The sequence below is a fragment of the Anoxybacter fermentans genome (genome assembly GCF_003991135.1).
GTDB lineage: Bacteria > Bacillota > Halanaerobiia > DY22613 > DY22613 > Anoxybacter > Anoxybacter fermentans.
On the sequence record NZ_CP016379.1, the window covers coordinates 3,430,613 to 3,452,197 of the forward strand.

Below are 21,585 nucleotides of genomic sequence, written 5' to 3' on the forward strand. Positions count from 1 at the left end.
ACAATAAAAATAAGGAGGAATGAAAATGGTTAATATAATTTTAGGAATTTTAGCAATTTTAACTGGGTGGTTTGGTATTGAGTTCTCCCGGGATCTGATCAAGAACAAAGACAAACTGGAAAAGGATACTCAATGGGTAACATCTGGACTGATTGGTTTTGTAACAAACTTCTTTGATACTCTTGGAATTGGAAGTTTTGCTCCTACTACTGCATTGGTTAGAGCTTTTAAACAAGTTAGGGACAGAGTAATTCCTGGTACTTTGAATGTTTCCTGTACTATTCCTGTTATTGTAGAAGCATTTATCTTTATTACTGTAATTAAAGTAGAGCCAGTTACTTTGTTCAGTATGTTGGTGGCTGCTACTATTGGTGCCTGGATTGGTGCTGGTGTTGTTTCTAATTTACCAGAGAAGAAGATTCAGTATGGTATGTCTATAGCACTTTTTGTAACTGCTTCAATTATGGTTGCAGGTCAAATGGGTTGGATGCCTATTGGTGGTGAGGCAATTGGTCTAAGTGGCATTAAACTTATAATTGCTATTGTTGCTAACTTTATCTTAGGTGCTTTGATGACTCTGGGTATCGGACTTTATGCTCCATGTATGGCTCTGGTTTATATGCTTGGAATGAGTCCAAGAGTTGCATTCCCAATTATGATGGGTTCCTGTGCATTCTTAATGCCAGTTGCATCTGTTAAGTTTATTCGTGAGGGTGCTTACAATAGAAAAGCTTCTTTAGCTATTTCTCTGGCAGGACTTGTGGGAGTATTTATTGCAGCTTACCTTGTTAAATCCTTACCACTGAAAGTATTAACCTGGTTAGTAATTTGTGTAATCTACTATACTTCCATTACTATGTATAAAGCTGCTACCAGAAATATTGAAGAAAAGTCTATGGCTGTGGTAATGGAAAGTTAAAAAATGTGTTTGAAAGCCTCTGTTTGTCTAACAGAGGCTTTTTTTGTATTAGAATCCCCCAAGAGTCAATCTTTAAAAATAATCGGCTATAAATAATTTTTAGTCAGCATAGACGGAGCGATGTCCTAAACCGATAACTACGTCATTTAGGTGAACCAGGCCTATAGCAAAGAAAGCAGCCACACTCAAATGTTCACCTGACCGGGTAATGGCAATTTTACCTCCAACGTCAAAACCTTCTGCTCTCGGGCTAATCTGGGCCAGAGCTTCTTTAGCTGCGCCGGCTACAGCTCCTTCACCTAAATGAGTATCAGGAATAACTCCTTCTCTTTTAGCAGCAATTATTGCTCGTTCGATAATTTTCCGGATAGAACTGAAGTAATCTCCGCCAAAATCAACGGCTGCTGCCTTAATCCCTGATTTTTTTAGTTCTTCTTTTAACTTTTTTTCTTCATCCCGGGTGGAAATAGCAAGTTTTATAGCAGCTTTTGCTACATCAATACTTTCAATGGTCACATAAATCACTTCCTTTCTTCAAATAACTTTTTTACATTATATATCTTCAGGTAAAAACTTTCAAGTCAGATAAATATTAAAATGAGATAGGAAATCACTAATATTGTCAGAATATTTGACTCTTCCTTTCACAAAACTAAGAATGAAAGGAGAGATAATATTGGTACTTTACCAGGAACTAATTCTTGCTTTAATTGATCTATGTGAAGAGTTTGGGATGGAATGGCAATGGTTGAAAGATGGAACAGGGATTCAAATAGATTTGACTTCTACTGATGAGTTCAGTCGTTATCGATTTTTAAAAGAAACCAGAAAAATTAAACAAAATATTTTTGGACCTTTTTGATAAAGTAAACTACAAAGCAGACCGTAGATGAAACAACGGTCTGCTTTGTAGTTGTTTAGGAAATTATACTTTTTCGCAGGTTTATAGATAATTTATCTGCACAAAGCTAATTTTGAGCGTTATTGAAATTTTTCGTTAAAACATCTTAGTGAGAACGAAGGAGAAATAAGGCCTCATCTGAGGAGTGATGAGCTAATCATGGGCCAGGAGGGCTCTTTGATTAGGGAGCCTTATTTCGACTGAGATAGGACTTTAGATAGTTCGAAAAATTTCTTTATAAAGCGGAAAATTAGCTTTGTGCAGTAAAATAAGATTAAGTGCCTGAAAGGCATTTTGTTCTTATTATGATTATTCTTAAGCCACTGGATCACAGAGTTTTTTTATACACCATCTTGACAGGTGCGACATAATATGGCATAATAATAAAAAGTTGAAGAAAGGTAAAGGCGTTGAAGGAGAGAGTAGATTCTTCAGAATTCTTCTATAGCGAGTCAGGGATGGTGGAAGCCTGGCGAAGAATGAAGAATCGAAGATCACTCCTGAGCCGGACACTGAACAATAGGCAGGTAGTGCCTATTAAGTAGGTGTACCCGGGGTGGCTCCCGTTAATAGGCCTAATGAGTGGGGAATGGCAGATTCTATCATTCTGTCACTCCCAATCAGGGTGGTACCGCGTGAGATTTAAGTCTCTCGTCCCTAACTGGACGGGAGACTTTTTTAATACCAGGGAAATTATACAGATGTGGATAACATTCATCTTTTGTAAAATATTATGGCCAAAGGGCAATTTGTTTTAGAAAAAATGACGGTTCATATAACAAAATTTGGATTAAAGGAGGAAAGTGAAATGCCAAAATTTAAGGAAGTGGATCTAAAAAGTTCTGTTAATGATCGGGAAAATGAAGTTTTACAGTATTGGCGGGAAAATAATATCGCCGAGAAGAGTGTAACCAGTAGAGAGGGGAAACCGCAATTTGTCTTTTATGAAGGCCCACCGACAGCAAATGGTAAGCCGGGAATTCATCATGTGCTGGCCCGGACACTTAAGGATTCAGTTTGCCGTTACAAAACCATGCAGGGTTATCAGGTAAAACGGAAAGCTGGTTGGGATACCCACGGCTTGCCGGTGGAGATTGAGGTTGAAAAACAGCTAGGTCTTTCTTCTAAACAGGAAATTGAAGAATACGGTATTAAAGAATTTAACGAAAAATGCCGCCAATCTGTCTGGACCTATGAGGGGCACTGGCGGAAGATGACTGAGAGGATTGGCTATTGGCTAGATATGGATAATCCCTATATTACCCTGGATAATGATTATATAGAAACCGTCTGGTGGATTTTAAAGAAGTATTTTGATGCCGGATTGATTTATGAAGGTCATAAGATTATGCCTTACTGCCCGCGCTGTGGAACTCCGTTAGCATCTCATGAAGTTTCTTTAGGTTATAAAGATGAGACTATTGATTCTATCTATGTTAAGATGAAGGTTAAAGGTAAAGAGAATGAATATTTCCTTGTTTGGACTACTACTCCATGGACACTGCCATCCAACGTGGCTTTATGTGTTAACCCGGAGTTTACCTATGTAAAAGTCAGAGTAACTACTGAGCAAGATAGGGAAGAGTATTATATTCTGGTTAAAGAACGGCTTCAAGCTGTATTGGGCGAGCCTGAAAACTATGAAGTGGTTGCTGAGATGACGGGAAAAGACTTAGAGGGCATTGAGTATGAGCAGTTATTACCATTTCTGAAAGTGGATAAAAAAGCCTGGTATGTAGTCTGTGGGGATTTTGTCTCTCTTGAAGATGGTACTGGTATTGTGCATATAGCTCCTGCTTTTGGTGAAGATGACTATCAGATTGGTCAGAAATATGATTTACCACTGCTTCAGCCTGTTGATAAAGAAGGAAAATTTACAGAAGAGATTACTCCATGGGCTGGTATGTTTGTAAAAGAAGCAGATTCTCATATTACCCGGTATTTGAAAGATCAGGGTTCTCTCTTTTATAAAGAACGGTTAACCCACTCTTATCCACATTGTTGGAGATGTGATACTCCACTCCTTTATTATGCACGTAAGTCCTGGTATATTAAGACCACAGCTTATAAAGATCGAATGATTGCAGCGAACAAAAAGATTAATTGGTATCCATCTTATGTAGGAGAGGGCCGTTTTGGTAATTGGTTGGAGAATTTGATTGACTGGTCCTTATCCCGTGATCGGTACTGGGGAACTCCTTTAAATATCTGGAAATGTGAAGAGTGCGGTAAGTTGGTTTCTATCGGTTCCAGAAAAGAACTGGCAGAACTTGCTATTGAAGATGTTGATCCGGAAACTATTGAACTGCATCGTCCTTATGTGGATGAGATTCATCTAAAGTGTGATTGTGGACATATTATGAACCGTACTCCTGAGGTTATTGATTGCTGGTTTGATTCCGGTTCTATGCCATATGCACAGTGGCATTATCCATTTGAGAATAAAGAGAATTTTGATCAACTCTTCCCGGCAGATTTTATCTGTGAAGGTATTGACCAGACTAGAGGTTGGTTCTATTCACTTCTAGCTATTTCTACCTTCTTATTTGATGAGCCAGCATTTAAAAATGTAATGGTTAATGACCTGGTGCTGGATAAAAATGGTCAGAAGATGTCCAAATCCAGAGGAAATACTGTTGATCCGTGGAAATTGATTGAAAACTATGGTGCAGATGCTACCCGTTGGTATCTTTTGGCAGTATCTCCTCCCTGGACTCCAACCAAATTTGACGAAGATGGAGTAAAAGAAGTCTTTTTGAAGTTTTTCGGTACACTGCAAAATGTTTACTCTTTCTTTACCCTGTATGCTAATATTGATAATGTTGATCCTACTGAGTTTGATGTAGCAGTAAAAGAGCGGGAAGAGATCGATCGCTGGATTATCTCCCGTCTAAACAGTTTGATTAAATATGTTAATGAATGTATGGAGGTTTATGAGCTTACTAAAGCGGTTCGTGCTATCCAGGATTTTGTGGTTGATGAAGTCTCTAACTGGTATGTACGTCGCTGTCGGAGTAGATTTTGGGCACCAGAACTGGATACCAACAAAAAATCAGTATATTTGACTCTCTATGAAGTACTTCTTACTACTGCAAAATTGATGGCACCATTTGCTCCATTTATATCAGAAGAAATTTATCTGAACTTAACCCATGGTAAAGAGAATTCAGTTCATCTGGCTGATTACCCAACTCATGATGAAAGTTTAATCGATGAGGAATTAGAAAAGCGTATGGCTCTGGCAATGGATATTGTTTCTTTAGGTCGTGCTTGCCGGAATAAGGTTCAGATCAAAGTACGTCAGCCTTTGAATAAGATTTTGGTTGATGGCCGGAAAAAAGAGATTCTTAAACCAGTAGAGAATCTGGTTAAAGAAGAGCTGAATATAAAAGATATTCACTATATTGAAAACTTAGATCAATATGTAAATTATCAGGTTAAGCCTAACTTTAGAATCCTGGGACCCAAATACGGTAGTCTGGTCAAATCCATAGCAGCAACCCTGGCGAGAGCTGATGCTAAAGAGATTGTCCAGGCCATCAGGAATGAAGGTGCTGTCACTATTTCTGTAGAAGATAAGGAGTTATCTTTAACTGAAGAAGATCTGGATATTCGGGTTCAGGAGCGGGAAGGTTTTATTGTAGAGATGAGCAATGAAAACTTTGTGATTCTGGATACCGAATTAAATGAAGACCTGATTTTAGAAGGTCTGGCTCGTGAGATGATATCCAAAATCCAGACCATGAGAAAAAATGCTAACTTTGAAATTACCGATCATATTAAAGTCGAATATGTAAGTGATATAGATGTGGCTAAAGGTGTAGAAGCACATTTGAATTATATAAAAGAAGAGACACTGGCACAGGATGTAAAACGGGTTGTAGAACCGGGTAATGATTTCGAAGAGTGGGATATTAACGGTCACAAGACATATATTAAGGTTGAGCGGGTGTAAATTAAAAGGTACTTTTTTAAACTGCTAATTGCTAACCCCTATCCTTACAGGATGGGGGTTTTTTTAAAATTAAATAAGATGATTAAACTGCAAAAAGCTAATTTTAAGCGATATAAAATTTTTCGTTAAACCATCTTAGTGGGATTGAAAAGAATGGCTTCATCACAGAATGTGATGAGCTAATTAAGGATCACAAGGACCCATTGATTAGTGTGCCTTATTTTGACTGAAATCAAACTTTATATGGTTCGAAAAATTTCTTTATGAAGCGAAAAATTAGCTTTTTGTAGTAAGATCATAAGATATAAAGAAAATTAAAGAGTAAAATTTATAAAATTTTTAGGGTCTATAATTAATGTTGTGAAGAAAAAATTATAAAAAATAAAAAGGCATTTGCTGGCCCCGTTGAATTAATTAGTTGCGAACTAAAAACCAAAGAAAGGAGTCCAGCAAATGCAATATAATAATATCATAAAATTTCTTGATTTGCCAGACATTATTGCAACTGAAATTATTTCAACGGAGGACAGATATATTTTTATCGCTGAAGCAAAGAAAAATCACATTGTGTGTCCTCAGTGTGGTAATATCACTAATAAAATCCATGATACAAAATGGCAAAATATTAGAGACATCCCCATAAGAGGTAAACTAGTAATCATTAGACTTCTAAAGAAAAGATATCGTTGTCCTTATTGTCATAAGAGGGGTATCCCTGAAAAATATGAAAGTATTGATAAATATGCCCGTAAAACCAAACGCTTTGATAAATATCTTGCTAAAGAAACTGTCAGCAAGGATTATTCTAAAGTTGCTAGAGAAAACGGGTTAAGTTATACAGCTGTTAATAATGCAGTTAAAAAAGTAGTTGACCCTCTCATTAAACAACAAGTTTCAAAACTTAGTCAATTAAAAGCCATCAGTATCGATGAATTTGCAGTTTTAAAACGCCATAAATATGGAGTTAGCATTACAGATCCAATTAATCGGGAGTTAATTGACATTTTACCTACTCGCAAAAAGGATGATTTAATTGACTACTTTAATTGTTGGGAAGATGAACAAAGACGACAGATTCAATCGATCTCTATGGATATGTGGCGGCCGTTCAAAGCAGTAGCAGATGCAGCATTTACTCATGCAAAAATTGTTATAGATAAATTTCATCTTGTAACTTTAATGAACAGAGCCCTTGATGAAGTTAGAAAACAAGTTCAACAAACAGTAAATAATCATCAGAGAAGAAAGTTTTTTCAAAGTCGTTTATTACTCCAAAAACGAGCTGAAGAATTGACAGATGAAGAACATGAAAAGCTCATCAAATTATTTGAACTCAGTCCAGCTCTAGAAAAGGCCTGGGAATTAAAAGAGGAATTCAGAGACCTATTGCAGCTAGATGATGTGAAAGAAGCCACCAGAGCTCTAAAAAGGTGGTATAAAGAAGTAATAAAAAGCAAGCTGATGCCTTTTTACCAGGTAAAAAAGATAATACAAAGATGGGAAGAAAAAATACTAAATTATTTTAAGACTAAGATAACCAATGGCTTTGCTGAGGGTATCAATAACAAGATTAAATTGATCAAAAGGATTGGATATGGTGTTCCAAATGTTATGAATCTAAGGAGAAGAGTATTTAATGCAATGTTAAGTTATTAAATTTAAATGTTTATTTCAAAATCAATTTACCAATCAATTCAACGGAGCCAACTTATCTTTCACAACATTTGACGGAGAGCCAATTTTTATCATTTATTTTAGAAGGAATTTAAAAAAAAATGTAGAAAGTATTTATTGTTAAAAAATTCACAAAGTCTTCGCTATTCAATAATAAGGGGGATTTATTATGAGTTATCAGGCTTTTAGAATTCCTAACAACATTTTATTTGGTGAAGGTGCCTTCGAGTATCTGGGGACTTTAAAAGGAGAACGAGCTGTTATTGTTACTGGTGGAAGTTCTATGAAGAGGCTGGGGTTCTTGGACAAAGCAAAAGAGATTTTAGAAAAGGCAGGTATGGAAGTCGAGATAATTGAAGGTGTTGAGCCCAATCCTTCTATTGGGACAGTAAATCGCGGTGCTGAAAAAATGCGCCAATTTAAACCTGATTGGATTATAGCTTTGGGTGGGGGTTCTGCACTGGATGCGGCTAAGATTATGTGGGTTTTTTATGAGTATCCTGAACTAAAGTTTGAAGATATTTTAGAAATTAACTCCATCCCAACTTTGAGAAAAAAAGCACAATTTGTAGCTATACCTTCAACCAGTGGTACCGCATCAGAAATTACTGCTGCTTCAGTTATTACCGATACAAAGAAACATATCAAATACCCAATTATTTCTCAAGAAATCATACCTGATATTGCAATTGTTGACCCGGCACTTCCTGCCAAAATGCCTCCGCATATTACTGCAAATACCGGTATGGATGTTTTAACCCATGCTATTGAGTCCTATGTTTCTACTGGGGCCAACAGTTATACTTCGCCTCTGGCAATGGAAGCGATTAAACTGGTCTTTGAATATCTGCCCAGAGCTTATAAAGATGGTAATGATATGGAAGCCCGTTATCATATGCATAATGCTTCTACTATTGCTGGAATGGCCTTCAACAATAGTTTTTTAGGGCTTGTTCACAGTCTTGCCCATAAGATTGGTGGAATGTTTGGAATTACTCACGGTCTGGCCAATGCGATTCTTCTACCTTATATCTGTAAATACAATATGAAAAATACTGATAGATATGCTGAGATTGAAAAAGTACTGGGAGTTTCTGATCTGGTTGAAACCCTCAAGGAGTTCAACAGAAAGTTAGATATTCCTTTAAATTTTGCTGCCTTAGAAGAGGTTCAAAGAGAAAAGTTTGAAGAGGTTTTGAGTAAGATGAGTGAAAATGCCTATAAAGATCCATGTACTTTGACCAATCCACGTCCAACCAGTCCTGAGGATATAGAGAAGATTTACCGATATGCTTTCGAGGGTAAAGATATAGATTTCTAAAAAGATAATAACTCGGGAAATAAAACCTGTCCTTATTATGAGGACAGGTTTTTAATTTTCTTAATGAAATTAGGAATTGTTAAAGTTTATGATGGACTTCGGGCTATGGACAAGATTTTTTGATAGATAACTAATAATAGTTTCATTATACCTTCCACTTTAATTTATTAAAGTACGCTTTTAATTAAAAGAAGTATTTTGATCTATAATATGAATTTTTTTAATTAAAATATCAAAAAAATTAATTTTAATATTGACATATTTAAGAATAGTACTTATAATATAAATATAACAACTTTTAAAAAAAGGAAGGGATTGTTATGAGTTATGCTTTAATTGTAGAAGATTTACGGAAGGAGTTTCCAAGACGCCAAAAATTGGGATTAGGTGAGCGATTTAAAAGGTTATTACATAATAAAAACGAAAGCATGGAAGATGGACGGATGATAAGAGGTGGAAGGACTTTTGTAGCAGTAAAAAATGTAAATTTTAAGGTTAAGCGGGGTGAGATTTTTGGATTGCTTGGCCCAAATGGAGCAGGGAAAACTACAACTATTAAAATGATCTCTACTTTGTTGGAGCCGACTCGAGGTAAGGTATTGGTTAATGGATATGATGTGGTTAAAGATGCGCGGAAAGTACGTCAATCTCTGGGAACTGTTTTATCGGGGGAACGGAGTATTTATTGGAAATTGACTGGTCGGGAAAACCTTGAATATTTTGGGGCATTGTATGGAATGAAGCGGAAAGAAGCAAAAGCCCGGGCCCAGGAATTGTTAGAACGGCTGGATTTGAGCAAGCGGGGAGATGAGTTAGTTGAGAATTATTCTTCAGGAATGAAGCAGCGGATTGCTCTTGGCAAAGCTCTAATGGCTGATCCTCCAATTTTACTCTTAGATGAACCTACAGTTGGTCTTGATCCACAGGCAGCATTAAGATTGCGGGAGATTATCATGGAATTAAAAGAAGAGGGAAAAACCATTCTTTTAACAACCCACTATATGGAAGAGGCAGATATTCTTTGCGATCGGATTGCTATCATTGATCAGGGAGAAATTATTGCTTTAGCACCGCCTTCCCAATTGAAAGCTCAGCTCTCAGAAAAAAGGATGATTCAATTAACTGTAAGGGGGCTTTCAGATGAGGTACAGAATAAATTAAATAAGGTTTCACATGTAGAACGTGTTTTAGCCCATTATGATGATGAAAAGGAGAATTGGCAGATAACCATTCATTCTTCTAATGGTGAGGAGACTATTACAGATATTATACAGACTTTAACTAAAGAACAGGTACAGATTCAAAATGTGAATGTAAAAGAACCAACTCTGGAAGATGTCTTTATTCATTTAACAGGGAAATCTCTAAGGGAATAAAGATAAGAGGAGGGAGTTTTTGATGAGTGAATATGGTTTAACCATATCTGGTCCTGAGCAGGAAACTGTTAGTGAAGTAACCATAGAAAATTATAGTTTATCCTGTATGTTACGGGCATTATGGGCAGTAGTTAAGCGGGAGCTTATCATTTTTATTAGATATCCAACGTGGGTAGTAGCAATTTTTATCTGGCCTGTATTGTTTCCGCTGCCGTATATTTTTGGTGGAAAAGCGTTGGCCGGTCCAAACCAGGTTGGGATGGTTACTTTTTCCAGGTTGACAGGCATGTCTGATTATGTAGGGTTTGTGGCAATCGGTTCTTTGCTCTGGATGTGGATGAATATGGTATTATGGTCTTTTGGTAACCATCTTAGAAATGAGCAGGTCAGGGGTACTCTGGAATCTAACTGGCTTTCACCTTTGCCCCGGATCTTTCTTTTGGCAGGGGCAGGTATTAGCAATTGCCTGATTCAGAGTGCAGTAATCTTTATCAGTCTGTTGGAATTTTATCTGTTTTTGGGTGTAAAAATTCAGGGTAATCCTCTTTTGATTTTGTTGGTTTTACTTTTCATTATCCCTTCAATTTATGGAATCGGTCTTTTGTTTGCCAGTCTGGTTATCTGGGCTAAAGAGGTTAATACTATGGTATTTCTGGTTCGGGGTATTATGATGATTTTCTGCGGTGTAAGTTTTCCTCTGACTGTTATGCCGGAATGGATGCAGGTTGTCTCTAAATGGATTCCTATAACCTATGGAATAAGAGCATTCCGGCTGGCCTATTTAACCAAAAAAGGATTTGAGGCGATTAAAGGTGATTTATTGATATTGGGAATTTTCGGATTGATATTTTTTATCCTGGGAATTTTGGCTTTTGCTTTGAGTGAAAGATTTGTTAAAAGGAAAGGAACTCTGGGAGTTTATTAAAAGATGATTGGGGTGATATTAGGTGTCAAAAAATTTGCAAATTCAGTTACGGGCTATGGCAGGAATGTTCAGACGGGATTATAAAATCTTTTTTCGCTATCCAATGAATGCTATCTTTCGGATTGTAGAGCCGGTTGCGTGGTTAACGCCGATCTATTTTATGGGTAAAGGGTTTGCTATCAATGGTGAAAATGTGGGTTTTGCTGCTTATACCGGAAATGGAGATTATATGGCATTTATCATCTTAGGAGTTATTCTTTCCAGTTACGTGAGTGCAGTTTTATGGGGAATTGGTTATTCTTTGAAACAGCAGATGGATATTGGGGTTTTAGAGTCCAATTGGCTGACGCCCATTCCGCGAATTACCCATCTCATTGGGCAGACTCTCTTTAATGTATTGATTACAACGCTAAACTCTATTGGAGTAGCACTGATAATCTGGTTGTTATTTGGTTTTGAATTGAATTTTGAGAAAATATTGCTGGCTATTTTGACAGCTCTTCCTATGATAATTGCTATTTATGGATTTGGCTTTGGTTTTGCTGCCCTGGTAATGCTAATGCGTGATGCCAATACCTTAGTAGATACCGGTAATTTTATTATCAATCTATTGAGTGGGGCCAATTTTCCAATTACTGTATTGCCGCGTTTTTTATTGGTAGTATCTTTAAGTATTCCATTAACTTATGGATATGATGCCATCAGGGGTATGCTCCTTGGAACCAGGACAGTATTACCAATTCACCAGGAACAGATGATTTTAGTAGTATTTATGGGAGCAATGGTGGTACTGGGAGTACTTGTCTTTAAGTGGTTGGAACGGCGATGTAAAAAACTGGGGACAATTGGGATGCATTAGTTAAATGTTCTTGCTATTTGGATAACAACAAATTTTTGGGCCAAGAAGGATTTTTACATTTTTATATAGAAAATTATATTAGGATTAAATTGCAAAAAGCTAATTTTGAGTTGTTTAACCATCTTAGTGAGATTGAAGGAGAAATAAGGCTTCATCACAGTATCTGATTAATCAATTCATGGGTTGAAGCCCCATAGATTACCCTGAAATCTAACTTTAGATGGTTCAAAAAATTTCTTTATGAAGTGAAAAATTAGCTTTTTGCAGTAAAATCATATTAGTAAATTGAATATATGCATAGATTGGTGTTCTTATGAACTTAAATGGGAAAGTGGTGAGAATCCACTACAGCCCCCGCTACTGTGAGTGTGGATGAAACTGGCTTAAAACCACCGGGATGGTTCCGGGAAGGTGCCAGGAGTAAGAGGAAACACGAGTCAGGAGACCAGCCAGTCTATGAGATGGGTCGCCTTCGGAGGGGAGGAGAGGACTCACTTTATGTGAAAAGATACTCAAACCTCGACGGGAAGGTCGAGGTTTTATTTTTTTATAAAAATAAAATTATATGGAGGCGAGAGGGATGGGGCTAACTCTGGTGACCGGTGGGGCTAGAAGTGGGAAGAGTAAATTTGCTGAGAAATTGGTAAGTCACTACTTAGCATTAAATAAAGAAGAGTCTGTTCTTTATATTGCCACTGCTGTTGCTTTTGATGAGGAAATGAAAGAAAGAATTAGGCGTCATCAGGCCCAGAGACCTGCCCATTGGCGAACGGTGGAGCAGTATCGAGGTCTTTCAGAGGTTTTTAAAAGGTCAAAGGAAAAGGTGATTTTACTGGATTGTATAACCTTAATGATCTCTAATCTTCTTTTTGAAGCTGGTCTTAATGAAGAAAGACCTAATTTAAAAGAAGTAGAGTTAGTAGAAAAGGCCATTGTCAACGAGATTAATGAAATGCTTAGGGAGATTAAGAAGTTAAAGGATAGAGAAATAATTCTGGTAACCAACGAACTGGGAATGGGGCTGGTTCCAGCTTATCCATTAGGGCGAATTTTCCGTGATATTGCTGGACGGGTAAATCAAAGAATAGCGGAGGTGAGTGATAGGGTTTATTTTATGATTTCTGGAATTCCGACTTTGATTAAAGGAGGTGGATAACAGTTGAAGAATTTCATTTTAATGACTCAATTGATGACCCGGATTCCGATTCCCATTACTATTGATATAAAAAATGAAGAGTTGGGGAAGGGGAATATATATTTCCCTTTGATTGGAGGACTAATTGGGTTGTTTCTTGCTGCTATCTATAAAATATTTTTTCATCTCTATGGAGATGGATATCTCTTATCTGTTCTGGTGGTAGCGGCATATCTCTGGATTAGCGGTGGATTGCATATGGATGGACTAAGTGATACCTTTGATGGATTATGGAGTAATCGTTCCCGGGAGAAGATACTGGAGATTATGAGAGATAGTAGGGTTGGGGTATATGGAGTTTTGATCTTAATTTTGACTATTTCCATTTTGATAGGTGGAATTCAAAAGCTTCATGGCCAATGGCAGTGGTTGATTTTAATACCTATGGTGGCCCGTTATGGCTGTGTGGTGGGAAATGCAATTTCTGAGTATGCACGGCCGGAGGGGATGGGTAAATATTTTGTTAAGGATTGCGGGCTTAAAGAACTTTTGGTGGCATCTCTTTATACCTGGCCTTTAGCTTTCTGGTTAAGGGGTATTCAAGGAATTATGGTTGTGATTTTTGTTCTAGCTTTTACATATCTTTTCACCCACTGGGTGCAGGCCAAAATAGGTGGAATTACTGGGGATGTGATTGGTGCTGTCATCGAACTGAATCAATTATTGGTATTACTTCTGGCAGTTTTATTTATAAACTTAAACTTAGAGGGGTTTTAGTATGGAATTAATTCTCGTAAGACACGGTCATACTGAAGCTAATCATAAAAGAGTATTTCAGGGTTGGCTGGATTTATCTTTAAGTGAAAAGGGACGTAAACAGGCGATTCGATTGAGGGAAGAGCTTAAAAATTATCAGTTTGAGAAAATATATGTAAGTCCATTAAAACGGGCGTTGGAGACTGCTGAAATCATTAAAGAAGGATTAAAAACTCCTTCCGAAATAGTAAAGGCAGGAGCTTTAAAAGAGATGAACTTTGGTTTCTGGGAAGGGTTATCCTCAGATGAAATTCAGGCCCGATACCCGGAAGATTTTCAGAATTGGCTGAAAAATTGGCAGCGGGTTCGGGTGCCAGGAGGAGAAAGTGCAATACAGATGTTTGAGAGGGTAAGAAATTGGGTGGATAAAATATTGAAGAAGCATGATGAAGATACTACTTTGTTAATCGTTTCCCATGAAGGGGTAATTTTGCAGATGATAGCTTATTTATTAGGTTTTGATCTGGCTTCAAGCTGGCATTTTCGGGTTGATCCTGGAAGTTTATCAGTCATAGAGATTATTCAAGGCTTTTCAATTTTGATAAAATTAAACCATGTTGTGGAAGTATAATTTTTAAAATATATGATGAAACTGCAAAAAGCTAATTTTTCGCTTCTTGAGAAATTTTTCGAATCATCTAAAGCTCGATTTCCGTCGAAATAAGGCTTCCTGACTCAAAGGGTCCTCCTGGCCCTTAGAACTAGCTCATTACCTCCTGTGATGAGGTCTTATTTCGTCGGAAATTTCGCTAAGATGATTTGGTGAAATATTTCTATGTCGCTCAAAATTAGCTTTTTGCAGTATAATCATATATCAAATATCAAAAAGTGAGGTAGATAAAAATGAGTAAAAGATTAGAAGAAACAGTTAAGGCCATTAAACCCCTGGATAAAGTTATGATGGAAGAAGTACGAAAATATCAAGACACTTTGACCAAGCCGACCGGGAGTCTCGGTAGGTTAGAGGAGATTTCTATTCAGGTTGCTGGAATAACCGGTAAAAAAACACCTGATTTTGGCAAAAAAGCTGTTGTTGTGATGGCTGGAGATCACGGAGTAGTTGCTGAAGGAGTGAGCGCATTTCCCCAGGTAGTAACTCAACAGATGGTTTATAACTTTGCTAATGGTGGTGCTGCTATTAATGTTTTAGCCCGTCAAGCTGGTGCTGAGGTAAAGGTAGTTGATATTGGAGTAGCCGGTGATGTGGAGGTGCCAGGGGTCTGGGTAAGGAAAGTAAAATACGGAACGAATAATTTCTGTCAAGGCCCGGCAATGTCAAAAGAAGAAGCTATTCAGGCTTTAGAAGTAGGAATAGATGTAGCTGAAGAGCTGATTGAGGATGGTTTTAGTATATTGGCTACAGGTGAGATGGGGATTGGAAATACTACTGCAAGTAGTGCTATTGTCAGTTTGCTTACTGGATGTACGGTTGAAGAGGCAGTTGGCCCGGGAACAGGTGTGGATAATGAAGGTATTAAGAGGAAGATAAATGCCATTAAGCGCGGAATTGAGGTAAACAAGCCTGATGTTAATGATGCTTTGGACGTACTTATGAAAGTGGGTGGCCTTGAGATTGCAGGAATAACTGGTTTGATTCTGGGGGCTGCTGCAAATAGAGTACCTGTGGTTATTGACGGTTTTATCAGTACAGCTGCTGCTCTTGTAGCTAAAGGACTGGCTCCTGAGTCTGTAAATTATATGATTGGGTCTCATTGTTCTGCTGAACCTGCTCATCGTCGGAGTCTGGAAATTCTGGGGATTAAGCCGGTACTGGATTTAAAGATGCGGTTGGGTGAAGGTACAGGTGCAGTATTGACTTTTTATTTAATAGAATCAGCCGTACGGATTGTTAAGGAGATGGCTACTTTTGAATCGGCTGGAGTGGCTACAAAGGAATAAGGTATTTTAAAAGGCTTTAAGGAATAAGGAATTATATTTCTTAAAGCCTTTTATTGTTTGCGTTATAATGAGACCCAAAGGAAAAGGAATTATTACAGAGGAATCACTGGTTATTGGCTATAAAGTAAAGCAAGATTGATTCATCGGGGTGGCTATAAAGATTTTTTAATGAAGATGGGACTTTTATTTTAGAGATGATTGTATTTGAATTATTGAGGAAATTATATTTGTTGAAACCATTTATTGTTTGTGTTATAATATAATATGTTGGACTTTAATGGAAAACTTTTAATGAATCTGATAGTGATTGGAATACTAAAGTATGTCAGTATTTTAAGGATGAGCTAAATATACATGTAAAAAACCGTAAATAGACTCTTGCTGATGAATTGATTATATAGAAAAAGGCGGGATAAAATTGATTAATTTTAAATCTGACTTATTAGAACTCATGCTGAATAATTCAGAACAGGTATTCAGCTTAAAACATAAAGAACTTGAACTGATAGAATCTTATATTAATAGTTTTGGAACAGAAGAAACCATACCACCTATATCTCAATTGAAAGATAAAGAAAAATTAGAAGAGTATTACTCTTATTTAAGTTTTCTGAAATATAAAGATGATATAAAGGATCTGGCTTTTAGAATTCAAAATCTACCTCCTAATAAATTATTATCTTTTGTCTCCCAATTATTTGATCTCGATCAGGAGCCGATTACTATTTATCTTACTCCAATCGGAAATCCAATTGGTGAGGCATATGTACGGAATGTGGATGGCAGATTTGTTGCATTTGTAAATCTTTCTGCCATAATGCGGTATAGTAATAATAGTGATGAAAGAATTGCTAAATTAATTCCGGTCCTAGAACATGAAATATTTCATATATTATTTGGCCGTTTTTATACCCACTCATCGTATTGGAAAATTTATCAGAAAGATTTAACTCAGTTAAAGAAAGCGAAATTATTGATTCTTGATGAGGGAATTGGGCATTTTATTGGAGATAGAGTCAAGATTGAAGAATATCTTGATACAAGATATGAGATTCTGCGCAAAACTTTTATAAATTATCAAAAGGTAATTAATAAATTAACTCAAGGAGATTTACCTTTAGATGAAGCAAAAAAGTTGTTTATAAAAGGGATAGCTGGTCCGTATTTTGAAAAATATTTTGCAATTCCGGGTATGATAGCAGTTCATATAATTTATAAGGAATATGAAATAGAAGGTATCAAAAGATGTTTAAAAGACATGTCTTTTTTTGAAGAATGTGGTCTTAAGAAACTAAATATTTTGTTTCAGAGCTCTTAATATTACCCGCCATATCTGGTGGGCTTTTATTGTTTAGTGTAACAAAATTGTAATACTTCTCGGCTATAATCTAATATAATGATTAAACTGTAAAAAGCTAATTTTGAGTGCTATTGAAATTTTTCGTTAAATCATCTTAGTGAAATTTCAGTCGAAATAAGGCCTCATCTGAGGATTGATGAGCTAATCAAAGGTCATGATGACCCTTTGATTAGTGTGCCTTATTTCAACTGAAATCGAACTTTAGATGGTTTGAAAAATTTCTTTATGAAGTAAAAAATTAGCTTTTTGCAGTAAAGGCATAATTAAAACTAAAGGGGGCATTGGTAGTGAAGATTCTCGTCGTCGATGACGATCCCAATATTCGTCAACTTTTGCAGATGACTTTCCAGGTGGAGGGTTATGAAGTTATCCTTGCAGAAGATGGTAAAAAAGCCTTAGAACAGTTTAAAAAAAATCCTGTAGATCTGGTGGTTCTGGATTTGATGCTGCCAGAGATTGATGGTTGGCAGGTCTGCCGCAAATTAAGAGAAGAGAGTGATATTCCCATAATTATGCTTACAGCAAAAGATGATGAGGTTGACACCATCCTTGGTTTAAAACTGGGGGCGGACGATTATGTCACCAAACCTTTTAGCCCCCGGGAGCTTTTGGCCCGGGTGGAGGCGGTATTGCGCCGTGTCAATCAAACTGATGGAAATTCCAAATATATTCTCACATATCCTGGAATTACCATTGACCAGATGAAACGTCAAGTAAAAGTAGATGGTAAAGAGGTTGAGCTATCTCCCAAAGAGTTTGATATACTCTGGGAACTAGCTCATCGACCCGGTCAAGTCTATAGTCGTGAAAAACTTCTGGACAGGGTTTGGGGATATGATTATTTTGGAACGACCAGAACAGTAGATGTACACATTAAAAGGCTTCGTGCCAAATTAGAAGAAGTTCAGCCCAGGTATAACTATATACAGACTGTCTGGGGAGTGGGTTATAAATTTGAGGTGGTACCCATTGATTAAGACACTTTTTGGAAAAATTTTATTGATGTCATTGGTCATAATTTTGGTGGTTTCGGGAGTAACCGGGGTTGTTATGGATTTTTTTATTAAACGATTTATTCTCTATAGCAAAGAACAAGAGATGATCCGGCAAGGAGAGAGGGTAATAAATAGTATTGTTCGCTATATGAAGCAGCGTGATAATATAATGGTGGGGATGATGCATGGTAGAGGGATGTGGGTCATGCGGATTGCTGGAATGATTCGTGAGTTGGAAAAAGTTTTGGGTGCCAGGATCTGGTTAGTTGACAGGAATGGCCTTATATATGCTGAATCAGATCTGGTTCGTGAACTTAATGAAAATGAACTAAAGCAGTTACTGAGTGGGAAAAAAATTACCAAGTTCAATTGGAATGATGAATTAAATCAGCCAATTTTGGCTGTTGCTCTTCCAATAAATATTAACAATGAGGTTATTGGGGGATTATTTATCATCACACCGATGGAAGAAGTTCATATAGCCCAGAGTAGGATTAGGCGACTTATGATTGGTTCTACACTGATTGGTACTTTAGTAGCTGTGTTTTTAGCAATTTTATTTTCCCGTCATCTGACGCGTCCTTTATTGGCAATGCAAAATTTAATTCATAAGATGCGGAAGGGGGATTTTAGCGGTCAATTAGAAATTAAGCGGGGAGATGAATTGGGTGATCTGGCGCGCCATATTAATGATTTAAATCGGGAATTAGATAAAACCATAGATCTTTTGCGCACTGAACAGGAACAAACCCAGCGAATTATTAACAGTATGGCAGAGGGGGTAATATCTTTAAACCAAATGGGAGAAGTGGTGGTGATTAATCCCGCGGCCAGACGGATTTTGAAAATACCCGATTCCGGGCCAGCAGATTTACAGGATGTTTTTGAAAAATTGCCAGGTTTAGAGGAACAGGTTATAAAGGTGCAGCAGGAAAGGGCGCCATTAATGCGGGAAATAGAACTAAATAATCAGGTCTTCCTTTCCATTGTATCACCTATCTGCACTGGGGAAGATCAGGTATTGGGTGTAGTCATTGTTTTGCAGGATATTACCAATCGCTGGCGTCTGGTTCAGTTGCAAAAAGAGCTAATAGCCAATGTTTCCCACGAATTTAAAACTCCCCTCACATCAATTAAAGGATTTGTCGAACTTATGTTAGATCATAAAATTAAAGATGAAGTAGCGGTTCAGAACTCCCTTAAAATCATTCATTCCGAGACTCTTCGTTTAATTCGCATGGTCAATGATCTATTGAAAATGGCTAGAATGGAATCTCTACGTCTAAGAAAAGAACCTACAGATTTGCTGGAATTGGTTCAGAAAGTTGTGGATAGTTTGGCATTGAGGCTTGAGGAAACCGGTGTTACAGTCCAGTTGGATTCATCCCTGAAAAGAAAAATGGACTTAGATCCTGATCGGATGGAACAAGTTTTTTATAATCTACTGGATAATGGAATTCGCTTTTCACCACCCGGTGGTATTATTGAGATTAAAGCGATAGAAGATAATGGGAAAGTAAAAATTCAGATCCGTGATCAGGGCCCGGGAATTCCAGAGGAAGAAAAGGAGCTGATCTTTGATCGGTTCTATAAAGTAGAAAAAGCCCGTTCTACCAATGAAGCTGGTTCAGGGTTGGGATTGGCTATCGTTAAAAGTATTGTTGAAGAACATGGAGGACAAATCTGGGCTGATAATTATCCAGAAGGTGGAGCTGTCTTTGTAATTGAAATGCCAAAATAAATTATCAAAACCTTATTTTAAAATTGATAAAAGGCTAAACTGTAAAAAGCTGATTTTTCGCTTCTTGAGAAATTTTTCGAACCATCTAAAGCTCGACTTCAATCTTGCTAAGATGGTTTAGCAAAAAATTTCTATGTCGCTCAAAATTAGCTTTTTGCAGTTTAATCATTATTATTTATTTCATACAATTAAATCAGTTTACTATTTTACATTTTGTTTAAAAAGACCACCCTTATAGGATGGTCTTTTATCATTTAAATCATAAATTTCAGGAATAAACTAGACAATAATAGAAAGATAAGGAAACCGAAGGTATCAGTGGTAGCAGTTAAAAAGATGGATGAAGCAAGAGCCGGGTCGATTCCTACAGCTTTTAATCCTAGAGGAATAAGAGAACCCATTAAAGCTCCAATAACCATATTGATTACCATAGCCAGAAAGATTACCAGACCGATAAAGAAATTTCCCCGCCAGAAATAGGCGATTAAGCCAGTAACAATTCCGATAGCAGTACCATTGATCAGACCGATGAGAATTTCTTTAAAAAGAGTTTCTTTACTGTTTTTGAAATCAATTTCTCCTAGAGCCAGTCCACGGATCATAACTGCCAGAGACTGTTGTCCTGAGTTACCTCCAAGACCAGCAACAATAGGAAGAAAAGTAGCCAGAATAACCACTTGAGCTATTACATCTTCAAAAAGTCCGATAGTAAAAGAAGCAGTAAAAGCAGTAATTAAATTGACATATAACCAGGGTAGACGTTTACGAATAGAAATTCTCACCGGACTGATCACCTGTTCTTCATCATTGATACCTACCATCTTGAACATATCCTCAGTATTTTCAGCTTCAATAACATCAATGATATCGTCAACGGTAATAATTCCGATTAAAACTCCTCTCCGATTGACAACAGGGATAACCGTCAGATCATACTTAGAGACAATCATTGCTACTTTTTCCTGGTCAGTTCCAGGAAGGACAGAGATGACATTATAATCGGTAATCTCTTTTAAAGGTTGATCATCAGGAGCTACCAAAATATCGCGTAAGTCCACAGTTCCTACCAGACGTTTGGATTCATCTACAACAAAGATGGTTTCAATAATCTCAGTTTTGGGGCCGATCTGTTTAATTTTTAATAATGCCTCAGTAGTAGTAAGATTTTCTTTTAGTGCGATAAATTCTGTGGTCATTAGACCACCGGCAGTATCGGAATAATATCCTAATAAATGGCGGATGGTTCCAGCATTTTCTTCTTTCATCATTTTAAGAAGTTGTTTAGTTTCATTAAAAGGTAAATTACCCATAATATCTGTAATATTATCAGCGGACATATATGAAAAAACTTGAATAATTTCATCTAAATCTAACAATTTCAGAAGTCGGATTTGGGCTTTTTCATCAGCTTCTTCGATCATTTCAGCAAGTTGTTCATAATCCATTAGTTCATAGATGGCAAGAATTTCTTCATCTTTCAATTCGGTTAATATTTCGGCTAAGTCCACTGGATGAACAGTATCTAACCAGGTTTTAATTTTGTCAAAATTTTTGGTTTTAAGATTGTCTAGCAAGTTATTTAGCTGTTTATTAGCCATGAGAATACCCTCCTTTCTATGCGATAAATCAAAAAAGCTTTTCTCCAACGAAAAGAGAAAAGCTGCTTAATAGTAAATGAGTAAATTTCCTTTCGTTGAGTTTTATTACTT

17 protein-coding genes, 1 riboswitch and 1 other annotated feature are annotated in these 21,585 nt (G+C 36.9%); of the genes, 15 read left to right on the forward strand and 2 right to left on the reverse strand.

Going from position 1 to position 21,585, the window contains the following annotated elements; all coding sequences use genetic code 11:
* The first annotated feature begins 25 nt into the window (after positions 1–25).
* Positions 26–919: a sulfite exporter TauE/SafE family protein gene (locus BBF96_RS15640; protein ID WP_127018002.1), complete on the forward strand. Its 894-nt coding sequence runs from the start codon at positions 26–28 to the stop codon at positions 917–919.
* Positions 920–1,018: 99 nt separating this feature from the next.
* Here the strand turns inward: BBF96_RS15640 and BBF96_RS15645 are convergent, their stop codons facing one another.
* Positions 1,019–1,435 carry a HutP family protein gene (locus BBF96_RS15645; RefSeq protein ID WP_127018003.1) on the reverse strand — a complete coding sequence of 139 codons (417 nt, stop codon included), beginning with the start codon at positions 1,433–1,435 and terminating at the stop codon, positions 1,019–1,021.
* Positions 1,436–1,538: 103 nt separating this feature from the next.
* Between BBF96_RS15645 and BBF96_RS15650 the strand changes: the two genes are divergently transcribed.
* From BBF96_RS15650 to BBF96_RS15715, 14 genes are all read left to right on the forward strand, one after another.
* A complete protein-coding gene (locus BBF96_RS15650; RefSeq protein ID WP_164731141.1) occupies positions 1,539–1,781 on the forward strand; it encodes a hypothetical protein in 243 nt (80 codons plus the stop codon).
* A 440-nt stretch (positions 1,782–2,221) separates the two neighbouring features.
* Positions 2,222–2,482: a binding site (T-box leader), on the forward strand.
* A gap of 146 nt (positions 2,483–2,628) precedes the next feature.
* Positions 2,629–5,775 carry an isoleucine--tRNA ligase gene (gene ileS, locus BBF96_RS15655; protein ID WP_127018005.1) on the forward strand — a complete coding sequence of 1,049 codons (3,147 nt, stop codon included), beginning with the start codon at positions 2,629–2,631 and terminating at the stop codon, positions 5,773–5,775.
* 453 nt (positions 5,776–6,228) lie between these two features.
* Positions 6,229–7,431 (forward strand): ISL3 family transposase, encoded by a 1,203-nt coding sequence (locus BBF96_RS15660; RefSeq protein ID WP_081499421.1) that lies wholly within the window; start codon positions 6,229–6,231, stop codon positions 7,429–7,431.
* Positions 7,432–7,618: 187 nt separating this feature from the next.
* Entirely contained in the window at positions 7,619–8,770 is a 1,152-nt protein-coding gene (locus BBF96_RS15665; RefSeq protein WP_127018006.1) for an iron-containing alcohol dehydrogenase, read from the forward strand.
* Positions 8,771–9,090: 320 nt separating this feature from the next.
* Positions 9,091–10,146, forward strand: coding sequence for an ATP-binding cassette domain-containing protein (locus BBF96_RS15670; RefSeq protein ID WP_127018007.1), 1,056 nt, complete (start codon positions 9,091–9,093; stop codon positions 10,144–10,146).
* Between the two features lie 22 nt (positions 10,147–10,168).
* Complete coding sequence (locus tag BBF96_RS15675; RefSeq protein WP_127018008.1) at positions 10,169–11,071, forward strand: ABC transporter permease; 903 nt, start codon at positions 10,169–10,171, stop codon at positions 11,069–11,071.
* Between the two features lie 22 nt (positions 11,072–11,093).
* A complete protein-coding gene (locus tag BBF96_RS15680; RefSeq protein WP_127018009.1) occupies positions 11,094–11,930 on the forward strand; it encodes an ABC transporter permease in 837 nt (278 codons plus the stop codon).
* Between the two features lie 286 nt (positions 11,931–12,216).
* Positions 12,217–12,398, forward strand: a riboswitch (cobalamin riboswitch).
* A 112-nt stretch (positions 12,399–12,510) separates the two neighbouring features.
* Positions 12,511–13,086, forward strand: coding sequence for a bifunctional adenosylcobinamide kinase/adenosylcobinamide-phosphate guanylyltransferase (gene cobU / locus BBF96_RS15685; RefSeq protein WP_127018010.1), 576 nt, complete (start codon positions 12,511–12,513; stop codon positions 13,084–13,086).
* 3 nt (positions 13,087–13,089) lie between these two features.
* Positions 13,090–13,842, forward strand: a complete 753-nt coding sequence (gene cobS, locus BBF96_RS15690) for an adenosylcobinamide-GDP ribazoletransferase (RefSeq protein ID WP_127018011.1) — start codon at positions 13,090–13,092, stop codon at positions 13,840–13,842.
* A 1-nt stretch (position 13,843) separates the two neighbouring features.
* Positions 13,844–14,452, forward strand: a complete 609-nt coding sequence (gene cobC / locus BBF96_RS15695) for an alpha-ribazole phosphatase (RefSeq protein WP_127018012.1) — start codon at positions 13,844–13,846, stop codon at positions 14,450–14,452.
* Positions 14,453–14,724: 272 nt separating this feature from the next.
* Complete coding sequence (gene cobT / locus BBF96_RS15700; protein WP_127018013.1) at positions 14,725–15,780, forward strand: nicotinate-nucleotide--dimethylbenzimidazole phosphoribosyltransferase; 1,056 nt, start codon at positions 14,725–14,727, stop codon at positions 15,778–15,780.
* A 418-nt stretch (positions 15,781–16,198) separates the two neighbouring features.
* Positions 16,199–17,098 (forward strand): DUF5700 domain-containing putative Zn-dependent protease, encoded by a 900-nt coding sequence (locus BBF96_RS15705; RefSeq protein ID WP_127018014.1) that lies wholly within the window; start codon positions 16,199–16,201, stop codon positions 17,096–17,098.
* A gap of 329 nt (positions 17,099–17,427) precedes the next feature.
* On the forward strand, positions 17,428–18,117 hold the full coding sequence (locus BBF96_RS15710; RefSeq protein ID WP_335876682.1) for a response regulator transcription factor: 690 nt from the start codon (positions 17,428–17,430) through the stop codon (positions 18,115–18,117).
* On the forward strand, positions 18,110–19,876 hold the full coding sequence (locus tag BBF96_RS15715) for an ATP-binding protein (protein WP_127018016.1): 1,767 nt from the start codon (positions 18,110–18,112) through the stop codon (positions 19,874–19,876). The genes BBF96_RS15710 and BBF96_RS15715 overlap by 8 nt, the downstream gene beginning before the upstream one ends.
* A gap of 254 nt (positions 19,877–20,130) precedes the next feature.
* On the opposite strand, the gene mgtE is transcribed toward BBF96_RS15715, so the two are convergent.
* A complete protein-coding gene (mgtE, locus tag BBF96_RS15720; RefSeq protein ID WP_127018017.1) occupies positions 20,131–21,474 on the reverse strand; it encodes a magnesium transporter in 1,344 nt (447 codons plus the stop codon).
* Between the last annotated feature and the right edge of the window lie 111 nt (positions 21,475–21,585).